The sequence below is a fragment of the Nocardia sp. JCM 38205 genome (assembly GCF_058222935.1).
Genome location: NZ_JBYHFL010000004.1, coordinates 692,819 through 717,666, shown reverse-complemented (window position 1 = coordinate 717,666; position 24,848 = coordinate 692,819). Strand labels below are relative to the sequence as shown.

At 67.3% G+C, this 24,848-nt stretch carries 6 protein-coding genes; all 6 read right to left on the bottom strand.

Annotated features, from left to right (window positions below):
• Positions 1-19,607 (bottom strand): protein phosphatase 2C domain-containing protein (locus AC4HOU_RS18830; protein ID WP_490724841.1); only part of this gene is annotated, 19,607 nt, incomplete at its 3' end.
• Between the two features lie 9 nt (positions 19,608-19,616).
• Positions 19,617-20,201, bottom strand: coding sequence for a hypothetical protein (locus AC4HOU_RS18825; protein ID WP_194989383.1), 585 nt, complete (start codon positions 20,199-20,201; stop codon positions 19,617-19,619).
• 1,145 nt (positions 20,202-21,346) lie between these two features.
• On the bottom strand, positions 21,347-22,753 hold the full coding sequence (locus AC4HOU_RS18820; RefSeq protein WP_163811326.1) for a hypothetical protein: 1,407 nt from the start codon (positions 22,751-22,753) through the stop codon (positions 21,347-21,349).
• Between the two features lie 418 nt (positions 22,754-23,171).
• On the bottom strand, positions 23,172-23,615 hold the full coding sequence (locus AC4HOU_RS18815; protein WP_280499726.1) for a L,D-transpeptidase: 444 nt from the start codon (positions 23,613-23,615) through the stop codon (positions 23,172-23,174).
• A 238-nt stretch (positions 23,616-23,853) separates the two neighbouring features.
• Positions 23,854-24,048: a hypothetical protein gene (locus AC4HOU_RS18810; RefSeq protein ID WP_163811330.1), complete on the bottom strand. Its 195-nt coding sequence runs from the start codon at positions 24,046-24,048 to the stop codon at positions 23,854-23,856.
• A 39-nt stretch (positions 24,049-24,087) separates the two neighbouring features.
• Positions 24,088-24,804, bottom strand: a complete 717-nt coding sequence (locus AC4HOU_RS18805) for a uracil-DNA glycosylase (protein ID WP_163811332.1) — start codon at positions 24,802-24,804, stop codon at positions 24,088-24,090.
• Positions 24,805-24,848: the final 44 nt, after the last annotated feature.

Genomic DNA, 24,848 nt, shown 5'->3' with positions numbered 1-24,848 from the left:
TCGGCTTGGTAGGTGTCGTGCCAGATGCCGTCGGTGGCGATGAGGATGTAGCCGCGGCCGTCGAGGGTGAATTCGGTGGCGTGTGAGGTGGCGTCGTCGGGGAGTGGGCGTCCGAGGGAGCGGGTGAGTTGGCCGGAGAAGGAGAGTGCGAGTGCTTCGCCTTCGGGCATCTTGTCGGCGACGAGTTTGGGCACGATGGTGTCGTCGACGTTGAGTTGCTTCGGTTGCCCGCCGTCCATCGGGAGCCAGTAGATGCGGGTGTCGCCGGCCCAGTCGATGACCAGTTTGTTGCCGTGGACGACCGCGAGTGCGGTGGCGGCATCGGGTGAGTTGGGTTGGCCCGGGTTTTCGGCCAACCCCGCGACGGCGGCGCGGGCCGCCGACATTCCGCGTCGCACGACGCGAATCGGCGAGAACTCGCCGGCCGAAGCGAGCTGAGTCGATGCCTCCGCCATAACAGCAACTGCCGCGCGGACGGCGGCCAACGCTGCCTCCCCGCCCATGGGCGATCCGCCGACCCCGTCGGCGACGGTGGCCAGATGCACCGGTGTATCGCCCTCGAGCTGCACGGTGCGGAATCCGAACGCGTCCTCGTTGTTGCCGCGACCGCCACGCTCGGGTCCGACGCCGAGATCGCTGACGGCGGCGATCGGGCCGTCCGCCCGCTCGGAATGGTTGGCCGGCGCGGCCGGGGACTCGGGAGACGCGGTACCGGCCGACTCCGAGAAATGGCCCGGCTCGGTGTCGGCGATCGACTGCGTGCGGTGCAGGTCGGCGACGAGTTGGTCGAATACCTGTGGGAACCGTTCGTTCTGCACGAGGTGCCTGAAGACAAGGTCCCGCATCGCCAGGGGATAGGTGAACTTCTCCGGTTCATTGCTAAGTCTGGCGATCGACCTGTGCAGCTGGCGGACCAACTGCGCAGCTTCGTTCAGCGATTCCAGGTGCGGGGCTTGCGCCGCGGCTGCTGTGAATGCGCTATCGACTCGTTGCGATAGATCGAGGGCGATCTCGTGCTGCAGAGTCCGCGTCAGGTAGTACTTCGCGAGGGTGAGGAGCTCCGGCAGAGCAGCATGGACATCCGCTTCCACCGCCCGGCCGGGCACCGAACCGACCGATCTGATCGCCCGGGTTACGTCCGAATCGAAGCCGTTCGATGACTTGGATATGAGATATCTGTCGAGGTACATCGACCAGTCGATCCCCTCGGCGGTTCCCATAGCGAAATGTCGGTCCAGGCCGTGAATCTGGACAAGCGCCGTCAGAAGTTTCTTGGTCTGCGCCGAACCGGGCACGGTGTTGTGAGGATAGGAAAAACCGCTGGCCTGCGGTGTGGTGGAGGCGGCCTTCCGCATGAGCTCGACCATGCGCCCGAGATGCATCGGGATGGAATCGAGGAAGTTCAACTCGCTGTATTGCGTCGAAAACAGCTCGGGTGTCAGCGATGTGTCGAAGGAGATAGCGCCTGCGGTGTTGAACAGCGCGTTGGCGGCGGCATACAAGGTCTCGGCTTCTGGGATGCGATCCGCGAGAGCCTTGGCTACACGATAGAGCGTCGGGTAGTCGGTGATATCGCCGGAATGTGTTGTCGCCTGGAAATGGTGGGTTTCCGCCCACAGCACCGCATTCAGCATTCGCGCTGCGCCGACAGTCGGAGGGACCGGCGGCTGTTCGCCGCGCTGGAATGCATCTACCCGCGTCGTGAGCTCGGTCGTGAGGTCACCGATGATCTGTTGCCGCTCGGTACTGGAAAGCGTCGCAGCCCAATCGAGCAGCTCTTGATGGGTGGCATCGAGGTTGTGCGGCATGGCCGTTGACACCGTGGTCCGTGCCTCGTCCGACACGGCGGGCACTTCGGGTCGCGCTGCCGGCGAGGCAGGCTCGGTGTAGGCCGGGACGATGGTTGTCGGCGGCTCGGTATACGCGGGAAGCACGGCTGTCGCAGGTAAGGGGGCGCGCCCGTCGGCAGCCGCGCTGCCGGGTTCCGGCACGACTGTCGCACGTAGCCGCCAGTGGCGGTCCCCGATATCTCTGGCTTCGTCGATGCGCAGCCACAGGCCGTCCGGCAGCAGTATTCGCGGAAGCACGGCGTGCGCGTCGGGTAAGACGAACACCGGAAGGGCGGGTGTTCCCGCGGGAACGGTAAGGTCGGCTTCCAGGCGAGCGCCCTGTATCGGCGGAAGCACGCCCATCATTCCCAGCATGAACTCGGGAATCCGAACGACGATGCCGGTCGGGTCGCTCGTCATATCCAGCAGGTGCGCGGGCAGCCCGACGCTCACCACCATGTCCTCCGGCAGCGGCCGGCGAGCCAGAGCGTTCCTGATCGCCGCGATGGCTCTGGCAAGCTCCGGGGTGAGCTCGAGCTCGCCCCGCAGTGCGCCTTTCATCAGCGCGACGAGCTCGTCCCTGGACGCATCCCCCGTGAAGTGCCGCAGTGCGCCGATCTCGTCATCGGTCAGCTGTGGGATGACCTCATCCCAGATATCGCGCCCGTACTGCAGTCTTTCGTCATACTTCATCGACCCCTTGTCGGAATCGAACAGGGCCGACTGCCGCCGGGTGCTGTCGGTCACTGGGGCGCCGGAGGCCGGCGCGTCACTCGGGTGACGATCAGCGCGGGCCAAGTTCTCGCGCAGCTGGTCGATCCGATTCTCGATCTGATGCCGCTCATCGCCGGGGGCGGCGTGCCGCGCCTCCACCGCGTGGAACAGATGCGTCAACAGCTGAAACCGAGCCGGGTCGGCGGCGGTCGGGCGTTCGATGTGGTCGAGGAGTTCATCGAGCAGCCCACGGGTCTCGCTGAGCCGGTCATGATGGGCCGTGCCCGGGCCGTCGCCCTCCGTATCGTGTGCGATCTCGAGCGTTATCCCGTTGCGCGCCGACCGGATTCGCTGCGGATCCATGACCTCGAGCAGCCGCGCCACCAACGGATCAACCGGCTTCTTCTTGGCGTGTGAGCTGTCGTCGCCGCTGGGGTTGAAGGCGGTGACCCGGCTGGGATCGGGGGCGCCAGGAGGTTCCATCACTCCCGGATGCCGCGAAGTTTTGTCGTTCTGACGCCTGGGAACGTCCAGGACGTCCGAGGCGGCCTCGGGCACGTTCCGCGGCGGAGACATGACCTTCTGCCCATCGGCACCGAGCGCCGACGCTCGGGCGGTGGGATTCGCCTCAGGGGAGGTTTCAGAGTCGGGCGGATCGGTACCGTCGTTCGTGAGGATGTGACCGGTGACCGAGCGGAGAAGCGCGGCTGCCTCGAGCAGCCTATCCGCGGTTACGGCGCGCTGGATAATGAACTCGGCCAGGATACGTTGGGTATCGTTCTCGAGCTGCCAACTCCACGCGGTGAGGCTCTCGGCGAAAGCTTCGGCCGGTTCCGGCTTGCCGTCCGCATCGAGGCTGTAGTCGCTGAGTTCGCGTTGAAGGAAACCGATGAACTCGCCGAGATCCTCGGGAAGATTCGTGCCGACGAAATGCTTGACGAGTTCCGGTGCGACAGCGATCCAGTCGAGCGTGTAGACATCTTTGCGTCGGTTGGGTGGTGTAAGGACGGATGCTGCGAACAGCTGTAAAATGTGACCCATTTCGTGGTCGATGGTTTCGGCTACGGAACCGATTCCAGGGCCGGAAAACCAGCCGTTAGCGACACCGTCGACGATTGTCTGGCGAGTGAGTTCAGCGTTTGTTACATACCTTTCGGAGAGTTCGAGGGCCATACCGCCGCCGGCCATGGGGCGTACGAGCGCCAGGCACAACTCTGGTTCCATAGGAACAACGGTGACTTCGTCGATTTGCAGGCTTTTCAACGCCGTGAAGTAGCGGGCGAGCCGACGGCCGATTGCGCGCACGACCATGGGATCAATGTCGTCGGAGTCGAGTCCCGATATCTTGGTGATCGGGAGCTTCTTGATCTCGTCGATTTCCGAATCGCGGATACTCCGCAGAATAGGTGCCGCCATCGCACGTATCGGGGCGGCGGGACTGCTACCGTATCGGCCCAGGGCGAGTTCGGTCAGCGTCCGATGGAGAATCCGATGTCCGTATGTGGTGTGCGGATCCTTCGAGAACACTTTCTCGAAGGAATCTGTCAGGGCCGGCCGCTGGGACAGCCCTCCGTCGTTCCGGACCACATCGCCCTCGAACTGCTCACGTAACCACGAGTGGAAATCCTCCTCGCGAGAGCTCCCGCCGTTTTCGATGAAATGCGCGCGGAGATCATCGATCGCGAAACTCTCCGCGCGCCACCGGCCCTGCTGGATCAATGCGTGCGCGAACCTACGGATGGCAAGCGACTCGATGTGCGACCTGGAAAAATATTTCAGGCCGGCTCGCCCGATCGAAAAATGTATCGTCCCAGCCGAGACGCCGTTGTTCGAAACGGCCGGTTTGGCAACGGCGCTCAACTTCTTCCCGTCGGTCAACGAGATTTCCACCGCGGCGAGCGGAATCGGGAACGCGGTGAGAAGTCGGTCGAATGTCTCGGCGAAGCCATCGGCTTGTTCAGCGCTCAGGGCTCCGACCAGCGTCATCGTCGTGCCGGGATGTTTGCGCTCGAACGCTTCCGCGATCTGGAATGGGTTCAGCTGCGAAGGTGAAGGTTCGGCCTGGGCTGGTGTGCCGGTGTCGGCGTTCGAATCCGGCTCGCCCGGAACTCCGGAATGTGTTCCGCGTGGGTGGTCGCCCTTCTCTTCGTGCGCGATCGGGGCGGGTGCCGCTGGCGGTTCGGCGGGATCCCGGTCAACCGCATCGTCCGTGGCGAGTGGGTGGTGGAATTCGAACCACATGTGTTTGCCGTGGTCGTGGACGGTGACGCCGGTGTTGTCGGCGAGTATGGCGGTCATGGCGAGTCCGCGGCCGCGGGTGGCCTCGAAGTCGAGGAGGTCGCCGGGCCGGGGGACGAAGTTGCTGTCGTCGGAGACGGTGAATCGGAGTACGCGTTGACCGTTTTCGCGGTGTTCGCTGATGGTGAGTGTTACTTCGCCGTTGGTGTGGCGGAGGGAGTTGGCGACGTATTCGTCGATTCCGACTCGTGCGTCGTCGAATTTGTCGAACCAGGAGAAAGTGTGTTCGATTGTTGCTTCTGCCCAGCGGCGTGCGTCTGGGACGGGGGCGACGCGTTCGCCTTCTTCGCCGATCTGTCCGGGGGCGGTACCGTCTTCCCGGACCACATACCGCACCTCGAGCGGCGCAGGGCCGGCGCCCGGTTCGCCGCCGGGCGGGGTGTGGAAGGCCATGTAGCCCTCCGCTGGGCCGCCCTTCGAGAACGGGAGGTGTGGTTGGGGTTCTATGCCGTCGGGGTTGGTGCGACCGGTATTCAGGTCGCCGTACATCGAGCCCGGGTACGCCTTCGGCGGAGTTGGCCCGCGGCGGGCGGTCGGCGCCTCGGTGGCCGGGGATCGCAGCACAAGCCATTTGCGTTGCGGATTCGACCGGCTCAGGTCCAGCCACGTCTCGCCGCTGATGAGCACACCGTCGTGGCGGCCCCGCAGGTAATTGCGGCCATTGCGTTGCACCTCGTCGATCCGGCGCAACGTGAGATCAATCGCGGATGGCTCGAGCTGAAACTCCGTCATCATGGCTGCTACGTCCGCCGGATCGGGCGCGAGCAGCTTCTGCACAGTCCACGGATGGGGCGGCCGGTTGGATGCCAATGCGTCGGCGACGAAGAACGAATTGGCATCGATCGGTTTCCGCCCGGAGTCGGCTTCGTACCGCTGCAAGCGGGTGGTGAATGACCTCTCGTCGACTCCGAATGTGTAGCCGTGGTCGAACGGAACGGCACGGACAATGGCACCGTCCTTGACCAGGACCTCTTCGCCCGGACCCGGGTACAGCGGATGCGCACGGTCATCGACGGGAATCATCAGAGTGCGGTAGTTCGAGTTCGTTCGGTCGACACTCCCGGCGAAATAGTCGAGATAGGTGATCATGTCCCGGTCGGTCCAGGAATACTCCTGGGCCGCCAGCGGATGGCGCAGGCCGCGAATGTATTGCATCCGGGAGCCCTCGCCGCCGTCGTTGTACAACTCGGTCGCCGGGACGATCCCGAAGCCGAAAATCTCCGCGAGGCGGTAGAAGACGACCTCGCGTCGCGCGAGCCGAGACGGAGGTATCTCGACATCCTGAGTTATCTCGCCGGCAACAGGCTTATCGATATACAGGGCGGGTTCGCCCCTGAATTTCGCAAGATACACCCGGTTCTTGTGTTCTCCGCGGATTGGAACTCTGATAACCGAGTCGTCCGGAGATCGCGGCGCGGCGGTGCGTGTATCCATCGGCGGGGCCGAGGCGGTGGCGCCGGGTGCGACGACTATTCCGCTGTGCGCAGCGGCAATTTCTATCGTGGAGGCGCTGTCACCCAGACCGATGAAATGGTTCTCCGGCTTCGGTGCGCCACCCAGTTCGGCGCGCGCCTCGCGACCGGCATTGAGCGCCACCACATCCCGGGCCAACCGACGTCCGTCGGACTCGGCCCGCGCGTCTCGGTTGCCCGACTGGGTATCGGAGCCGAGCCATACGATCGTCGCGACGTTCGGATCCGTGCTGGAAGTCGCCTCGAAATGCTGCCGCGCGAGCTCCACGTTCTGTGCCAACTCGGCCAAGGTCGCCGCCGGGTCCGCCACCTGCCAGTACAGCGTTGCCGCATCGCGGTTGCCGACCCAGACGATCGCGCGCTCATCGGCACCGTCGAAATAGAGCACCTCGACCTGTGGTGTCGGGACCATGATGTTGGCCGCCTGTTTCGCGTCTTCCACGTCGAACCGCGCGAGAGTCAGGTTCCCCAGCTCATGTTCTTCGGCCGAGCTCAGGTCGGCGCGCCGACCTCGCAGGTCGATCATCCGCCTGTTCATCGAATGCCGGCTCGCCTCGCCCAGCACCGATTCCGAGAGGCCGAGCATGCCACGGACCGCATCCGGATCCTTGTGCGTCACGTCCAACCGCTGCTGCGGTGTCAACGACTCCCACCACCGGGCATCGCGCTTCGCGTCCTCGCCCGCCTGCCGCAACACATCATCGACAGGCTCGACAGGGCGCGTCGGAGCGGCTTCCTGACGCGGCGGCTGCGGGCCATGTGTTGCCTCGGTCGAACCATCGCCGGGTTCCGGGTCGGGAAAGTTGTTGAAGCGGTTGAAGAAGAAGGGGCTCTGTCCGTCGGGCCCGAGGGAGCGGCGGAGTTTGCCGACGAGGGTGTGTCGTTCTGGAGCCAGGGGGTTGAGGGTGTCGTGCAAGGAAACGGTGGGCCCGGGAGGTGCGTCGGTTCCGCCGGATGCCCTGGGCTGTGGGGTGGCGGTGTTCCCATCGGTCCGCATGAAGCTCTGCCGGGGATCGGCGTCGGGCTGCGCGGGTGGGGTGGTGTCGACCCAGATGAGGAGGTCGGTCATGTTGTCGTGCGTGCCGGTGGTGTGGGCGTGTTGATTGAGTGTGGCGGCGATGGTGTGGTGGTCGCCGGGTGTCTGCTCATGTGCTTGGCGGACGATGGCGGTGAGGGCATCGGCTTGGTAGGTGTCGTGCCAGATGCCGTCGGTGGCGATGAGGATGTAGCCGCGGCCGTCGAGGGTGAATTCGGTGGCGTGTGAGGTGGCGTCGTCGGGGAGTGGGCGTCCGAGGGAGCGGGTGAGTTGGCCGGAGAAGGAGAGTGCGAGTGCTTCGCCTTCGGGCATCTTGTCGGCGACGAGTTTGGGCACGATGGTGTCGTCGACGTTGAGTTGCTTCGGTTGCCCGCCGTCCATCGGGAGCCAGTAGATGCGGGTGTCGCCGGCCCAGTCGATGACCAGTTTGTTGCCGTGGACGACCGCGAGTGCGGTGGCGGCATCGGGTGAGTTGGGTTGGCCCGGGTTTTCGGCCAACCCCGCGACGGCGGCGCGGGCCGCGGACATTCCGCGTCGCACCGCGCGTATCGGCGAGAACTCGCCGGCCGCTGCCAGCTGAGTCGATGCCTGCGCCATACCGGTCACTGCCGCACGCACGGCGGCGAGCGCGGCTTCCCCGCCCATGGGGGAACCGCCTACCCCGTCGGCGACGGCGACGAGATGCACCGGTTCGTCGCCCTCGACGTGCACGGTGCGGAATTCGAACGCATCTTCGTTGTTGGAGCGGCCGCCGCGCTCGGGCCCGACGCCGATATCGCTGACGGCGGCGATCGGGCCGGCCGCCCGTTCGGCATGGTCGGCAGGCGCAGGTGGTGCCTCGCCGGGGTGTCCAACGGATGCTGTCGAATTCGGATCCCAGCCGGCGATACCGGGGCTGGTTTCGGGATCGTGCCGGACGATTCTCCCGGGAGCCGGAGCGTCGTTCGCGCTATGAGCGTCGGGATGGCTGCGGTGGTCGGGCGTGCTCGGCGGGACAGGCGCTGGGGCCGGCGTCACATCCACCGCCGCCCACGGGTTGCCGACCTTGGGGCTTGGCGGTGCTTCGTGATCCGGGAGGGCGGGTGGCTCGGGTCGATGCACCGGTGGTGCGGGCTCGGTGTAGGCCGGGACGATTGTCGTTGGCGGCTCGGTGTAGGCGGGGACGATGGTTGTCGGCGGCTCGGTGTAGGCGGGAAGCACGGCTGTCGCGGGCAAGGGGTCGGCGGCCGGGGCGCCGGGTTTCGGCACGACCGTCGCACGTAGCCGCCAGTGGCCGTCCCCGATATCTCTGGCGCCGTCGACGCGGACCCACAGACCATCCGACAGCAGAATTCGCGGAAATGCCGGCGCGTCGGGTAAGACGAACACCGGAAAGGCCGGGGTCCCGGCCGGAACGGCCAGGTCGGCATCGAGCCGCGCGCCCTGCATCGGCGGGAGCACGCCCATCATTGCCAGCATGAACTCGGGTATGTGGATGACAGTGCCAGTCGGATCACTCGTCCTGTCGAGCAGATGCGCCGGCAAGCCGACGTTCACGACCATGTCCTCCGGCAGCGGTTGGCGAGCCAGAACATTCCTGATCACCGCGAGGGCTCGGGCGAGCTGCGGAGTGGGCTCGACCTCGCCCCGCAGCGCGCCTTCCAACAGAGCGACGAACTCGTCCCTGGACGCATCCCTCGTGAAGTGCCGCAGTGCGCCGATCTCCTCATCGGTCAGCAGTGGGACGACCTCACCCCAGATATCGCGTCCGTATTGCAGCCTTTCGTCATATATCGTCGACCCCTTTTCGGATTCGAACAGGGCCGGCTGCCGCGGGGTGCTGTCGATCGCGGGGTCGCCGGTGGGCGCAGCGCCTCTCGAATGACGATCAGCGCTACCCAAGTTCTCGCGCAGCTGGTCTATCCGATTCTCGATCGGATGCCGCCCATCGCCGGTGGCCGCGTGCCGCGCCTCCACCGCGTGGAACAGATGCGTCAACAGCTGGAACCGAGCCGGGTCGGCGGCGGCCGGGTGTGTGATCTGGTCGAGTAGTTCATCGAGCAGCCCACGGGCCTCGCTGAGCCGGACATGATGCGCTGTGCCCGAGCCGCCGCCCGCCCCTGCGTCGTGTGCGATCTCGAGCGTTAACCGGTTGCGCACCCACCGGATTCGCTGCGGATCCATGACCTCGAGCAGCCGCGCCACCAACGGATCAACCGGCTTCTTCTTGGCATGCGAACTGTCGTCACCGCTGGGGTTGAAGGCGGTGACCTGGCCCGGATCATCGCGCCCGGGTGGGTCCATGACCCCGGGATGCTTCGGCGCGGTGTCGGTTCGGCGCCCGGGGAGGTCGAGGGCGTCCGAGGCAGCCACGGGTGCATTCGCGGTTCTGCCGATACCTGTGGGGTCGGCGCGCGGTGCATCGGGCTGTGCGATGGGCGATGTCGTGCCCGGATCGGCGACGCCCGCTGACACGGGCTGTGTGAACGCCACGGCAACGCGAGTGTGCTTCGCCGGCGGTCCCTCCAGCGCCAGTACCTCGACCTCGGTGAATCCGCGGCGGGTGGCCATTTTCCCGGTCCAGGTGGTGCGGGCCGCCTCCTCCGGTGTGAGACCGGCCGCGATTCCCGCGTTGAACGTGATGAGGTTGGAATCCTGGCCTGCCTCGGCCTTCCACGCTCCCTGGATGCTCTGGACGTCTCGGCCGATCGCCTGCCACAGGTCATCGAACATCTCGGCGCCGCTGGGAGTGCGGTCGGAACTTCGTACCCGCAGGATGAGGTTGCCCGAGCTGTCGACCTCGCCGGAGATCCCCTCGAGCAGCTGGGTGAGGTCTGCCGGGCCGGTGGCGTCGTACCTGTTGACGTAGCGGACGACCGGGGCTTCCTCGGTCCTGGCGCGCAGGAAGTCCATCACCTGGGCATGCCAATCGGCGCCGCCGATGCTGTCGAAGGTGGCGCGCAGTTCGGCGAATTGCTCGGTGAACGCCTCGAGGTCGGCACGCAGCATGTCGTAGTCGAGGAAGTCGTAGCTGCGCGCACCGGGGGCGAACGCGAAACGCGTGGCGAGGGGGCCGAGCAGTTGGCGCATCGCGGCGACCGCTGGATCGCTGGTACCGGGGTCGGCGGGGATCGGCTCCGATCGTTCGGAGGTGTGGGCGTGGTCGTCGCCGGAACCGTCGGGGTTGTACGCGGTGACCTGGCCTGGGTCGAACCGGCCGGGTGGGTCCATGACGCCGGGATGTTTCGACTCGGCGCCGGCCCTGCGGGTGGGGAGGTCGAGGGCGTCCGATGGGTCGGTGCGGGTGTTCGATCGCGCATCCGACGGCCGATGGGGAGCGTTCTCAGCCGCGGGCGTCCGGTGAGAGGCTGACCCGGGATCGGAGTCGGAGGCCAGATCGCTGACGTCGATGACGCCGACCAGATACGTCGACGGGAGGTATCCCGGCGCTCGCGAAATATCGGTGTGCAGCTCGACCTCGGTGTAGGGGACGTCCAGAACTATCGCTGTCGCGCCGGGCCCGGTGAACCGGGGATCACCGTGAGCGTCGAAACCGATTTCGTCGTTCGGCCCGAATATCCGCGCGGTCCCATGCAGGGCTCCCTGATCCACATAGCGCAAGCCGTTGTCGATAATCCCAGGGATGGCGGCCGGGTTTCTCGTGACGTGCACGACGCGGGCGTGCCCATCCGGCAGGGGAGGAAGGGCGTCGACGGTGGTGGCGTATCGGTCGAGCTCGCCGGGCCGCAGTTGCCTGCTCGGCTCCGCGACGGGCGGAGCGTCGCGGGAAATGCTCGGAAGTCCCGCGATTCCAGGGCGTTCCGGCGATCCGTCGGATTCCGGGGCAACAGTGAGCGCGGTGGGCCGTTCACCACCGGCATCGTCCCAGATGTCATCGTCGGGCAGTTCCTTCCCGTGCACTGCGGCGAAGGCGAAGTCGCTGAAACTCGGTCCGGCCTCGTCGAATTCGAACCATATCGTGGTGGTGCCGTCCCGGCGGCGATCTATGCCGAAACGGTGGGCCATGTAGCGGGCCAGCTCCGCGACAGTATTCTCGGAATATACGATGAGGGGGGTCGGTGTCACCGCGGCGACGTCGGATATCTCGAAGCGCAGTATCCGGGACCCGCTCGTTCCCGACTTCGTCGCCGATACCTCCCCGCCACCTCGCGTATGGGTGTACATCGATACCAATTCCCGACCAAGAGTTTCGGTGGAGCGTGCCTGGTCCGCGTTGGCCCAGTCGGCGACGAACCGGCGGATATCCGCGCGAGCGGTGGCGACGGCGTGCGTCTTGCCGGTCGAGTCTTGATCAGCGGCCGTGGTCAGTCGCAGTTGGTTCGCGGCGGCCGTAGCGGTGCGGTCGGTGAGCGAGGATGATCCGCTGGGTTCCCGGTACCCGAGTCTTGTCGACGGGGCTGGAAAACGACGATCACCCTGTGCCGAATAGGTTGCCGGTGTGCCGATATGAAGAAGCACATCCGATTCCCAAGAGTAGAATCCGCGGTCCGTGCCATGCATTTCCGCGAGATCGGTGACGAAGGTTTCGTCCCCGAGGCCCAGGCGGCGTGCGACGTCGTCCACGACCTCGCGCTGATCTGGTTCGCCACCCCACATCGCCACCGTTCTGGTGGCGAATCCGGCGTCGGTCAATCGTTGCGCCAGTGCGATGCCATAGGCGCCGGTGACGTCCGACCACATCTCCTGTTGCCTGGTGAGGTGATCCAGCCCGACCAGGATCGCCATTTTCGCGCCCGGCGCCCGCATCGTTTCGGTGATGACCTGCGCCATATGCGATTCGCGTACGTCACGCAGGGGCGAACCCTTCGATGACGAGGGTCGTTGCACATCGAACGGAACGATGGTGATTCCGGCAGCGGCCATGGCCTTGACTGTGTCGGCCCAATTGGTGAAGCCTGGCCCGCATTGGATCCCGCTGAGGTCGACGTTCTCCCCCGCGTTGAGGGCGTCGAAGGCCGGATTCGGAGGTGCCTCGATCCCGTAGTGGGTGACGCCGGCGGCCCGCAGCGCAGCGGCCTGTTGCGTGAGGAAATCCCGTCCTGCCGGGTTGGTGTGGGTCTCACCGAACAGCACGATCTGTGCGTCGGCGACCAACTGGGCCATATCGGCCGGTTGCCGGGCGAGCATCGTGCGTGCCAGCTGTTGGATGTGCGGAGGGTCCTCGGCGAATTGGTTGGCCAGCGGCGACCCGTCCGGTGCAGCGACGGGCGACGCGGGCGCATCCGTCATGGAGCCGGGTTGTTGCGCGTCGACCGGCCCGCCAGGGTCGGTGGGGATCAGGAGCCGGTCGAGGTCACCGACAGCGGCCAAGGCGGCTCGATGGCGTTGTTCGGCGGCTGCGGCCCGCTGGTCCAGCTCGATCGACCGGTCTGCGCTACTGGTCGCCTCCTGCGTCAGCCATGTTTGCAGCGGTGACGGATCGAGGGCACGGGCGGCCGGGTCATGCGGGAACGTGTCGATCAGCGATCGGTACTGCAGGGAAGGGTCTTTCGGTGACGCGCGCTCCAGGACCGCGATCAGGGCATCGAGCCAATCGATCTGTTCGACCAGCGACTCATACTGCCGGGCCGACCGTTGGTATTCGAGTATGTCGGTGTGGTCGACTGCGTCCAGATATTGCCCCGCGGCCCGCATGCGGTCGAACAATGCGGAGTACACCAGGTGCACCTGACCGACGACCGCGCCACCGAGATCGGCGAGCATTCCGACGGCCTCGTCGTGATGGGCAGTGTCGCGGGCAGCGGCCATGATCGTGGCCGCGATCGAGCTGACAGTGGAAAGCGCTGCACGCCAACGAGTTTCGTCGTCAGCATCGACGCGGGAGCGGGCCATCGCGGCAGCGGCGTCCGCCATTTCCTCGACCGCGCTGGCGAATCTGGTCAACTGCCGCGACCGCTCGGTCGTGGGCGCATTCGCCTGCTCGGCCGCTCGCAGTTCTGCGAGACGAGCCCGGATGTTGGCGACCGGGACCGCGGGGGCCTGCGGATCGTTGTCCGGCGACGGTCGGCGGGGTGCGTCCCCTGATGGCCGACTGCCGATGCTGTCCGGTGGGGCTCCGGGCTGATCCTTCCCGGCGGGCGCAGACAGATCGATTGCGGTGAGCGGCCGGTGGATTTCGAACCACGAGGATTTTCCCGAGCCGTCGTTGAATGCGGTTATGCCGGCATCGTCGGCGGCCGCCGCCATCATGGGCAGACCGCGGCCGCGTTCGGCGGATGCGTCCGGCATATCGCGGATCTCGGGTGAATATGTGCTTTCGTCGTGAACTTCGAAACGAAGTTTGCGTTCATCCGCCGTGTCGGTCTGGGTAATGACAACCTCGACCTTGCCGTCGGTATCGGCAAGGGCGTTCGCAATCAGTTCCGACATGAGGATGACCGCGATGTCTACGCCGTCGGAATCCAGCCAGCTGAACGACTCGTTCAGCAATCTCTCGAGGCGGTGACGTTCCGCTGAGATGGTGCGCGTGCGCGCCCTTTCACCTGCCCTGCCGGAGGGGCCCTGTGCTGCGTCGCTTGCCCGGACGGTGTATTGCTTGCGGGTATTCGGCGACGGCGGATCGGCTGCGCTCTGCGACGGTCTGCTGCCGATGCGCCTGTGGTCAGATCCCTCGTGGGGCCGGCCGTCGGCCGACATGTGGTCGTCACGGCGCGGATCGTTCGGTGTGTCTGCGGCCGCGCCCGATCGGACCAGCAGTGCGTCGTCCAGGCCGGGTTGGCCGGTGGGTATCGCGTTGATGTCGTCTTGCAGGGCCGCCGGCACATCGACTCGCTGGTCCGGCGGCAGCTGCTCGGCCTCGGGGGCGTCCGCGCGCAATCGGGGGACCAGGTTGCCGTCCCGGTCGAACTCGATGGTTTCGAACCGCTGTTGTTCCGCCGGCAGGCTGATGCGCTGTTTCTGGTTCCGGAGCCAATCATCGAAGCCGACGGCCTTGTTCAGCAGGGTGCCGCGATTTCGGAGGTCTTTGGGGCCGTAGTCGTTCGCGGTGTCACGATCCCGCGACGCGGCCAGGTCGACGACGAGCAGGTTCGGAGCCTCGACTGAGGCGCTGTCGTTGACCAGCAGCACCATATGGTCGTCGGCCTCGGTGCTGGTGCCGTTGGCTCGGGTGTCTTTCCACTTGTAGACCAGGACCGTGATTCCGCCGGGCCGCGACTCGAGTGATTCGACTACCTCTTGCAGCGACCCGCTCTGCTCGAGCCCCGCATCGAATATCTGGCGCACATCCTCGCGGCCGTATCCGCCGAGCCTGGTCGGCGGCACCCGGAAACGGTCGGCGTTGTCGGGGCACAACACTCGCATTCCGGTCACGGCATTGTTGACACAGCTGTTGGGACTGCGCCGATGGATCTGTACGACCGAGTCGAGCAGAGCCGAGAGCGCCAGATATCGCGAGGCGGCGGCAACGAGGTCGTCGGGTGTCCCGTGGTCGACGGTGCTGGTCTGCGTGGCAGGCTTCGGAGCGGCGGCATCTTGGGTTGCCGTGTCCACGATTGCTGCGTCCACGTCTGCCGGGACCACCGCTGCCGTGTCCGCAACTGCCGCGTCCACGACTGCCGTGTCCGCAACCGCCGCATCCACGACTGCTGTGTCCACAACCGTCGCGTCCACGGCGGTCCTGTTCGGGCGGTCGTGGTCGATCGGCAAGGAAATGTCTGCCCCCGCGGCGGCCTCGTCACGCACCTTACGTCCGGCGGGCGTGCCGGATTCTGCGGTGTTCGCGGCGCGCAAGTGATCGCCGAGCGCTTCACCGAGGATCTCCCGGGCGATAGCGGGGGTGATGCCGGCGGCGGGATAACCAAGGGCTGCGGCGAGAGCGTCCCGCGCTTCGGCCACCGCCGGATCGAGCGTGCGCATACCTTCGGCGCCATCGACAGCGGTGATCGGCAGGCCGAGTCCGGCGGCGAGCCGGTCCCGCAACGGAATCGCATGGTTCACAGCCTGCTCGTCGGTGAACAGAGCGTGCTGCAATGTCGTTGCGGGAGCGGTGGAATCGACATGTTGACGTAGTGCCTCGGCGGCCGCCGGGGCGATACCGGCAGGTTGCAGCAGCTGATGGATCGGGTCGAGCGCACCAGTGCGTTCGAGTACGGCGATGTGGTCCGCGACGGTCTCAGCCGGGATTCCCAGCAACCCGGCCAGGCGTGCGCTCCGATCCGCCGGCACGTCCGGACGGGTGAAGTCGACGTCGCCTGCGTACAGCCCGGTGTCGGCCTCGGCGAGGGCGAGGGCGGGCATGGCGGTCGAGAAGGCGTGATGCCGGATGAAATCCGCGGTCGCGTGCCGCAGCGCCCGCTGCTGTAGTTCGGGCACCAGCTCACGGACAGCGTGACGCGCCTCGACGACGGCGTCATGAGTCCGGGGCGTGGGGGCGGCCTCGTGAGCGGCCACGGCCTGCTCATAGTGGACGACCGCCTCACGGACCCCGCGCAGGTGCATGGCATTGCGAATCAGAGCATCCTGGGACGACATCACCACTTGCGCGCTGCCGAGCTGGCCGTTACGTGCCGTCCGGTTCTTGGCCTGCTCGTGGATGTACGACTGCTCCGGCGCTTCGGTGATCCAGACATGCATGCCGCCCTTGGCCTTCACCTCGCCCGATACCGAGATGTCGACGCCGCGTCGGCCCTGCCCGTTGATCACCAGGATCTTGCCCTGCTCACCGGCTTCGTCGAAAATCTTCTGCAGCTGGGCTTCCCAGTCCGCGCCCCAGCCGATGATCCGCTTGGCGTCGACCGCTTCGATCGCCTCTCTCGGCACGCCGGCGCGTACCAGCGCCTCCACCTGCCGCTCGACCAGGTCGTTGCGGTGAACCAGGATCTCCTGGAACCGGCCCGCACCCCCATCCCGCATCTCGTTCGCGTATTCGGCGATCGTGCGCAGCTTGGCGTGGGTGCTTTCGACTACGTCGTGCTGGCCTTCCACCAGCCGATGCGGCTGCGACCGCGCGATCTCATGTGCCGGTTCCAGTCCGTAGATCTTCTTCAGCACCGGGTTCAGGTCGGTGAGCGTGCCGGACGCGCCGGTCACTTCATCGAAGAGGGATTTGTCGCCGACACGGTAGATTTCGACCGAATCTATGCGTTTGGCCGACTCCGCATCCGCGCGCACCATGATCTGATGCTGCTCGGGACTCTCCCCCCGAGCCGCGGCCGCGCGGAACTCCTTCGCCTCGATGGCTTGCGCGAGGCTTGCCTTGCCCGGCTCCGCGCTCCACCGGGACTCGCTCGAGGTCTTCGGGTTCCGTTGCAGTCCGTGCTCGGCCTGATCGATGATGACGATCTTGCCCGCGTCCATTTCGTAGTGGACGCCTCTGCGGACGAGAAATTCGGCGTGGGCCGCGGTCTCCAGCCGGGAGAGACCCATTCCCTCCAGCCAGTCCTTGCCGCCGGGCAGCGCCTCGAGCTTTGCCCGCCCCCCGGGCGTGAGCTCGGGTTGACCGTCGTACCAGTAGAGGATTTCGGGTGTGCCGTCGGCGTGCACGCCGATTTCCTCGGCAATTCGCGCGAGACCGAAATCCTCATGGGACAGCTTGTTGTTCGCGATCGCCTTCGCGAGGAAGTCGTGCGCGTCGAAAACCTGCTTCGCCGTGGCCTCCGGCGCCGCTTGTTCGGGACCTTCGGACCGGAGGAACTGCCGTTCTCCACGGTCGATGACGGCGTCGAACTCGTCGATCAACACATGCCGTGGGGGTTTGATGCCGGCATTGGCCAAGTGCCCGACTGTTTCGCCGGTCGCGACCACCACCGCCGGCCGCCCCTTCGTGATCGGCCCGAAGCCGCTCTCCTGGTCGGCCCGGAACACATCGATATCGAAGTTGGCCAACAACTTCCGATAGGCCTCGGTTTCACGATGGGCCAGCCCATCGGCCGTGGTCACGAGCAGAACATCGCCGTGCTGCACCGCACGTTGTATCGCAGCGGCCATGAATACCAGCGATTTGCCCTGTCCAGGCTTCATTTCCACCGGACGTGAAGCCAGCGTGTAGACGGCCTCGGCCTGTGCGACCCACAACACCATGCCGTCCGGCGTGTCCGCATCGATCGTGCCACGCCGGATGATCTCCACCGTCGCCAGCATCGACTGGTGCTCATCGCCGCTGCGCAAACCGGCCGACAACACGTCGTCGGGTAGGTTGCGCAGGCGCTGACCTTCCGGTATATGGTCGGCGGAGGCCGCATGGTATTCGGCCAGCAGATCGACCGCCCGATCGCGATTACTACGCGCCGGACCGGCGGACGCATCGGCTCCGTCGGTCCGACCGCCCTGATCGGAGGCGGGGGCACCGTCCTCGTTGCGAATCGGAGACGAATGAGTTTCCGCCGCAGCCGCTTCGGCGCCGTCACCGGTCGAGTCGGTTCGATGCGAGTCCGCGGGATTGTCCGGTTCGTGTTCGCCGGCGGCCTTCCGCAGCGGAGTCGGCTGTTCTCCGTCACTCGTCGATCGATGCTCGTCGTGAACTCGCGACGGCCCGGCTGCGTCGTCGGCGACCGGATGGGGGCGTGCGGGCGCCGCGTTGCCGGCGCCGTCCGCGACCGCAGTGTGTTCTCGGGCCGGGAGAACGGCCTTGCCGGGAACCTCGCCGTCCGGACGTGCACTCGCCGGGACATTCGGCGGCGGCGAGGTTTCTCCCGCCTCGGCCCGAGGCACGGGCGCTCGCCCGGCAGTGGCCGACTTCTCCGTCGGCGGCCGCTCGGCTGTCGCGGTCGCATCCGAACGCGGCCGAGCGGGCGCGGAATCCGATGCCGCAGCACCGGCAGTGGTCTGCGCTCCCGCTGCTCTACCGCCGATTCCTTCGGGTGTTCGGGTGCTGGTCCCTTCGGGTGTTCGGGTGCTGGTTCCCTCGGGTGTTCGGGTGCTGGTTCCCTCGGGTGTTCGGGTGCTGGTTCCCTCGGGTGCTTGGCTGCCGGTGCCCTCGGGCGCTCGATCACCGGAACCCTCGGGCGTCCGACCATCGGTCGCCCTGGCCGTCCGGGCACCGGCACCGTCGGCCGATGCCGATGCCGATGCCGATGCCGATGCCGGTGCCGATTGCCCGCTCTGCGATTGTGGCTGCGCGGCTTCGGCCATACCCGCGCCCTCGGCAGGGGGCCTGGCAGGGGCCTGCGTGGAATTCCCGGTCGCCGCAACCGGCTTCCATGCCTGCCGCGCGTCGTTCCACGCTTTTTTCGATTCCGGCGACACCGTGACCGGTGGCCGAGGCGCTGCGGCCTTCCCGTCCTGCCCGGCCGAGACGGCATCGGGTGGCGTGAACGCCCCTCCGCCGTCGACCGCGGGCGGGCGGGCGCTTCGAGCATATACGCCTCCGGCGAAAGCGCCGTTGAGCAGCGGCCCAAGCACCTGCTCGTAGTGCTGCGGCCAGCCCGCGACCAAGGAGGCCGCGGCGAGGCCCGAGATCCCCCCGGCCACACCATGGACCACACCCATGGCCAACCGACTGGACGCGATCTGGGGGAACACCATCGGAGCGAACCGGCCCGCGAGCATGCCGCCGACCGCACCGCCCGCACCGGCCAGAGCGGCGACCTTGATCGACGTCAGATCGATACCCGTGGGGTTGGAACCGTCCGATCCCATGATCTCGAGCGTTCGGTCACCAGTTGCGACCTGTAGCGCCTGCACACCGGCGTCGACACCCACGGGCAGCGCCACTGCCATGCCCATCCACTTGGCGAACTGCGCCGGCCCCAAGCCGCTCAGTCGGGCGGCCACCTGGGCTCCACCCGCCCGAATGGCCTGATTGAGGCCCGCGCGCATCACGGCGACCTCGGCGCGGCCCTCGGCCAGGGTGGCCTGCACCGCAGGCGCGGCCGCGACCGGACCGGCCGGACCCGCCGCCGTGGCGGCGGCGATCAAACCGTAGATCCGCCACGCCAAGTGGATTCCGAACGCGAACATCACGCACAGCCACTTCTCCGCGTCGTTGGCCGCCCCCTGCGCCTGATCGGCCAGGGCGTCCACATCCTTGCCGAGCCGGGCCGCGTCCTTCCGATAGGAGCTCAGCATCGTACGCAGCTCCTCGGCCATCTCGCCGACCGAATCCTCTTGCGTCACCAGGCTGGCGAGATCGGCCGAGTGGCCGTCCAGTTCTGCACTGCGGGCACGTAACTCGGCCGCCAGCCGGCGCAACCCGGAAATGTCGGCACGGGGGAGTTCCCCGCCGAACACCACCAGCTCGATCGGAGTCCGCAGGAAACCGGGCAGCGCTTCGAAGGCTCTGCGCAGCTCCACGACCGGGCTGAACAGCGAACCGTCCATCTCCTCGACCTACTCCGGTCGCGATGCCGCCGCGACCAGGATCGCATGCAGCAGTCGTGCCTGAATGCCGGCCTGCTCGCCGCGCTGGACTACCTCCGCGAACGCGATGCCGAGAGCCTCGTCCACATCGAATTCCGCTGGCGCCGTTACGCCTCCGGTCAGCTCGGCACGCCAGCCCCGGTAGCCGAGCACCACCTCGGAGAGGGCGGGGCGCGGGCGCGGCAGGGTGCTCAGGTATTCCGCGATCAGGACGCGTTGCGCCTGCCGACGCGCGAGACCGCCACCGGCAGCGTCGAAAGCGCGGCCGAACGCCCGCAAGGTGGCCGTAGAGATATCCGGCGGTGCCGGCGCGCCCGACTCCTCGGTATCGGCTGTGGTCACCTGGGTAGGTGCGGGCGCAGGCGAAGGCCGGGCAGGTTGCCTCGGCTGCTGTGCGGCGTACCGGTCGAGCGTCATCGACCGGGCACCGTCCTCGATGTCCGGTGCCGCGCGATCCCACCAGACCGTACCGAGCCCGTCACCGAGCTCGGCGACCGCGACGATCTCCAGCACAATCATCGGATAGTCGGTCAGGACCCGGTCCACTGCGGTCACGAACTCCTGTACCGGCGCGAGCTGAAGACCGGGAGTATCGAAACCGGTTACCTGGACGCCGTGTCGCTCGGCCAACGCGCGTGCCAGCCGTTCGATCTCCGATCCCGCCCGGTCGTCGCGTCGATCACGTTCGCGGGCCTTGTCACCGGCCCGCGCGTTCGGTCGCGGTGCGGGACCCTGCCGCGGATCTGCCCCGGCGTTCGCTGGGCGTCCAGCGTTTCCGGGGGCACCCGGTGTCCGGGGTTGGCCGGGTGTGCGGGGCGGCTGTTCGGTCCACGGTGTTCCATCCCGTCCAGCGGGTCCCGCGACCCGGCTGCCGGGCGGTGCACCCGGCGTGCGGACGTGGCCTGGTGTGCGGGGCGGCTGCGCCGTCCACGGTGTCCCGTCCCGTCCCGCGGGTCCTGCCACGCCGCCGCCGGACGGTGCGCTCGGCGTCCGGGCACCGGACCCGGCTGCGGGCGAAGGTGATGCCGCGGACGACGATGGCGATGCCGGCGATCCGGACCGCTGGCCGGGCGCGCCGGCCGCATCGTCGCTCGCTGGGCCGGATTCGGGCCGGGAACGACCCCACGGCGCCTGGGATGGTTGTCCGTTGTCCACCGCAGGCAGCTCCGGGGATCCGCCGGATGGCGTCGCGCCAACGGGCCCGTCGTGGGCACCAGTCGGGAGCCGGTCGGCGCCCTGCGGCCCGCTGACGGGATACTCCGGCGGATTCGGTTCCAGCGATACCTCGGCCTGATGGGACGGGTCCGGCCGGCGTCCGGCCGGCGATTGCGGGTCTGCCGTGCCATTCGATGGCCACTCGGTGTGGCCGGCTCTTCCCGGGCCCGGATCCTGACCCGCCGCGGCCACCCTCCTGGCGCCGTCGGCGTCTCGTGCATCAAATGTATCGGCAGCGCTGACGATTCCGGCCGCGGTCCGGCGCAGGCTGCCCGCCATGGCCTCCACGGTGGAAACCACGTGTTCGGCGCGCGGCGTGAACTCCTCGGCGAACATGCGCCCCATGTAGTCGTCGCCGTAGCTACTTTCCGCCAGCCGCAAGCACTCCTGCAGCCCGGCGTGGGTGCGCTGTACCCGATCGGCGATGGCGGCCAGCCGCGCGCCGCGCGCCCGCAGGCCATCCAAGTCCAGTCGCAGCTCGCCGGTCATCTCCCACCTCGGGCCGATGACATCGGTCCGCCGGTCCGTAGTCGGAATCGGTGCTCGAAATCGGCGATGAACGCGGACAACGGCACTGAGGAGCTCGAGCGCTCCACCACGCCATCGTCCGCGACATAGAAGACCGCCCGGTCGAGCGCGATCTCACTCTCCGGCGCCGGCGATCGCACCATCCAGCCCACACTGATCCGCTCGGCCCGCAATGTCGAGAGCGGGAATTCGGTCGTGTCGTAACCCCGGCCGCGGATGTGATCTCGGACCAGCTTCAGCGCCTCCGCCTCCAGGATGCCGACGACGTCTCCGGCGACGAGATCGGCGAGCACGAACTGGAACAGGGCGCCGTCGGCATCGACCTCGGCGTTCTCGCCGACAACTTGCGCGATCGCCGCGCGGGTCACCGCTTTGGCCTGCGCGGCCGAGACCAGCAGTTCAGCGGCATCCTGCGACGGGCCGTCCAGCACGCCCGCCACCACCTTCGCCACCGAATCGGCCGTCCACACGGCGGGCAGCGCAGGTGCGCATTCCGCCATCGGAGCGGATTCGCCGCGGTACCACTGTCCCTGGTCCCACCAGTAGCAAAACGACAACATCCCGGTCAACACCCGCGGGTTGAGAACCGGGTCGGCCACCCAGGCCGGTGCTCCCGCGAACAATCGCGGCATCGCCGCATCGCCGTTGTAGGCGGCTACCAAGACCGGTGCATCCCAGACACCACCTGACAGCACCGCCCGATCACCAGGCAGCAGCGTCAATGTCGAACCGCTGTGCCGTGAACTCTCGAAGATGCCAACCGACGGGCCGATACGCGGGCCCCGTTCCGACCCGGCCGCCACGAATGCCGCGGACAGCACCGCCCACCGGGCCCACAGCGCCGCCAGATCCGGCAACTCGCCGGCCACCGGCACTGCCTGCACGCCCGCACTCCGATCAGCGCGCACAGCGTCCGCGGCTGCGCGCGGCGACCTCGATTGGGGTTCACCGCGCCCGATGTAGGCGGCCAGCCACGCGTGCAGCCGCGTGTGCGGATACTGTTCCAGATCCGCCAGATAAGCCTGTGGCGCGAACAATTGCTCACCGGAGAATGGCTCCGCGCCCCGATCGATGACGACCTCGGCCCCATCGGAATCGACGTGCACGATCAGCCGCCACCACGGCCCATCCTCGAGGCTTGCGGACAGGTCCCGATGTCGGCGTACCAACTCCCACACCTCATCCGACACCTGGCATCTGACCGGTTGGTCGCCGTCATCGGCGACGAACAGCGCAGACTCGGCGACAACGGTCATCGCGAAGGACGCCTCCAACCGGTGTCGCCCCGGCGGCGCGAGCGCACGCAGCCCCGCGACGATCCGATCGGCCAATTCCGCGAGTTCCGCACCCTCCGGACCGATCACATCACTCTCCCACGTCGGCGGACCTCCGTCCTGCGCCAGGTGAACCCGACCCGGACAGCGTCGGGCCGAGCGGCCGTCGGGATCGCACTCGGATCAAAGATTTTCGCAATCCCGGTGCGGGTGCAACCAGGCCTCTTGCCAACTGTGGAAAGAGTTCGCGCGCGCAGTTCTCCCCGGACTGTTGGGCCGCGCCGCCGCGACGGCACACGGACCATCGTCGGTTCTGCCTCGAGGCACGGCGGCGCGCGCCCGTCGAGCGCGGTGCTGTCGATTCCACCCCAGACTCGGGGGCGGGCATGTAGCGGCGACGTCGGCAGCGAGTCCGATCACAGTGCTCAGCGGACGCGGACGTGTCGAGTCCGTCGGCGCGGGTCGTGGCGGGCGGACTGGCCCTTCGCGGTTCTTATCGGTCGGAGAGTCAGCGGACGACGTCGACCCGGTCGCCGGGATGCAGGTATTCGAAGAACCGGTGCGCGCCTTCTTCGGTCATCCGCACACACCCGTGCGAGGTGTGCTCGACCGGACCGACGTGGAAGGCGATGTCGTTGTTGAAGAACACCGCCCAGCGCATCGGGGCGTGATGCATGGTGCTCCAGTGGAAGGGCCGCTTGAAGTCGACGTCGAACACGCCAGGCGGCGTTTCGTAGCCGGGCATACCGTGCGAGATCGGGGTGGGTCCGAAGACCACGCGGCCGTTGTCGACCAGCCAGGCCTCGTTGGTGCTCAACCGCATACAGGCGCGGGCTTCGGGAGCGCAGGGCGCTGAGGTCGGGATGATCGCCGGAACGCCGGGAATGTCGGGTCCGCCCGGGAACAGTGGTTCGGTCTGGGCGGGGGCCGCGAACAGCACACCTGCGGACACAGCGCCGAGAAGCACTCCGAATCGAGCCGACCAGCTGCGGAAACGGTTACTGCGAATCAATTGTCCGAACCTCTCTAACCCTGCCGGTCGGCCTGCACGAGTCAGGTCGCCCGGGCCATCTCGTCTGCACAAGCCTGGGACCACCGAGGTAGTGGTGATCATGGCCGAGCGGCCGCACCTGGTCAACGATGGCGCGCGACTGGGATGAGTCCGTTACCTGCGCTCGGTCGCGCCGCGGTCAGTCCTCGCTGCTGTCGCGGCCGGCGAGGTAACGCAGTAGGTCCGGGTCGGAGGAGGTGAGGTGGTCGAGTTCCTCGTCGCCGGTGCAGGGGTAGAAGGTGACGGTGACGGCATCGGGCCGCCGCGCGGTGACGCGCCAGATGGCGCCGGAATCGTGCCAGCGCTGCAGGACTGCGATGGGGTTGTCCGGCATGAGTCTCCGCGGTCCTCGGTTACGTGATCGGCCTCGACGTTACCGCCCGGCGGGTAACCCGGCGGCGGTCGCGGCCCGCACGAGCATGTCCTCGATCATGGCGGGCGTGAGCCGCCCGGTGAAGGTGTTCTGCTGGCTGACGTGATAGCAGCCGAACAGCTGCAGCGGTTCGCGGGTGTCGGTGGGCGCGAGCTCGTAGTGGGCGCCGTGGCCGAACTTGGGTCGCGGCCGGGGAATCTGCCAGCCGGCGTCGGCGAGCACCGGGAGCAGGGCCTGCCAGCCGAATGCGCCGAGCACCATGACCGAGCGCAGCGTCGGTGCCAGCAGCCGCAGTTCGGTGTCGAGCCAGTGCCGGCAGCGGTCGCGTTCTTCCGGGGTGGGTTTGTTGGCCGGGGGAGCGCAACGCACCGGTGAGGCGATCCGGACGCCGTGCAGAAGCAGCCCGTCGTCACGGCTCACGGCGGTGGGCTGATTGGCCAGTCCCACCCCGTACATCGCCGCGTAGAGCACCTCGCCGCTGCGGTCGCCGGTGAACATCCGGCCGGTGCGATTGGCGCCGTGCGCGGCGGGCGCGAGGCCGACGATCAGCATGCGCGCGTCGGCGGGGCCGAATCCGGGCACCGGGCGGCCCCAATAGGTCTGATCCCGGAAGGCCGCGCGCTTCTCCCTGGCCACCAGTTCTCGCCACGCCACCAGGCGGGGGCAGGCCCGGCAGTGTGTCAGCGTTTCGTCGAGCTCGGCGATGGTCCGGCACACCTGCCAATTCGATCACACGCCACGGGGTTTCCTGTGCAAATGTC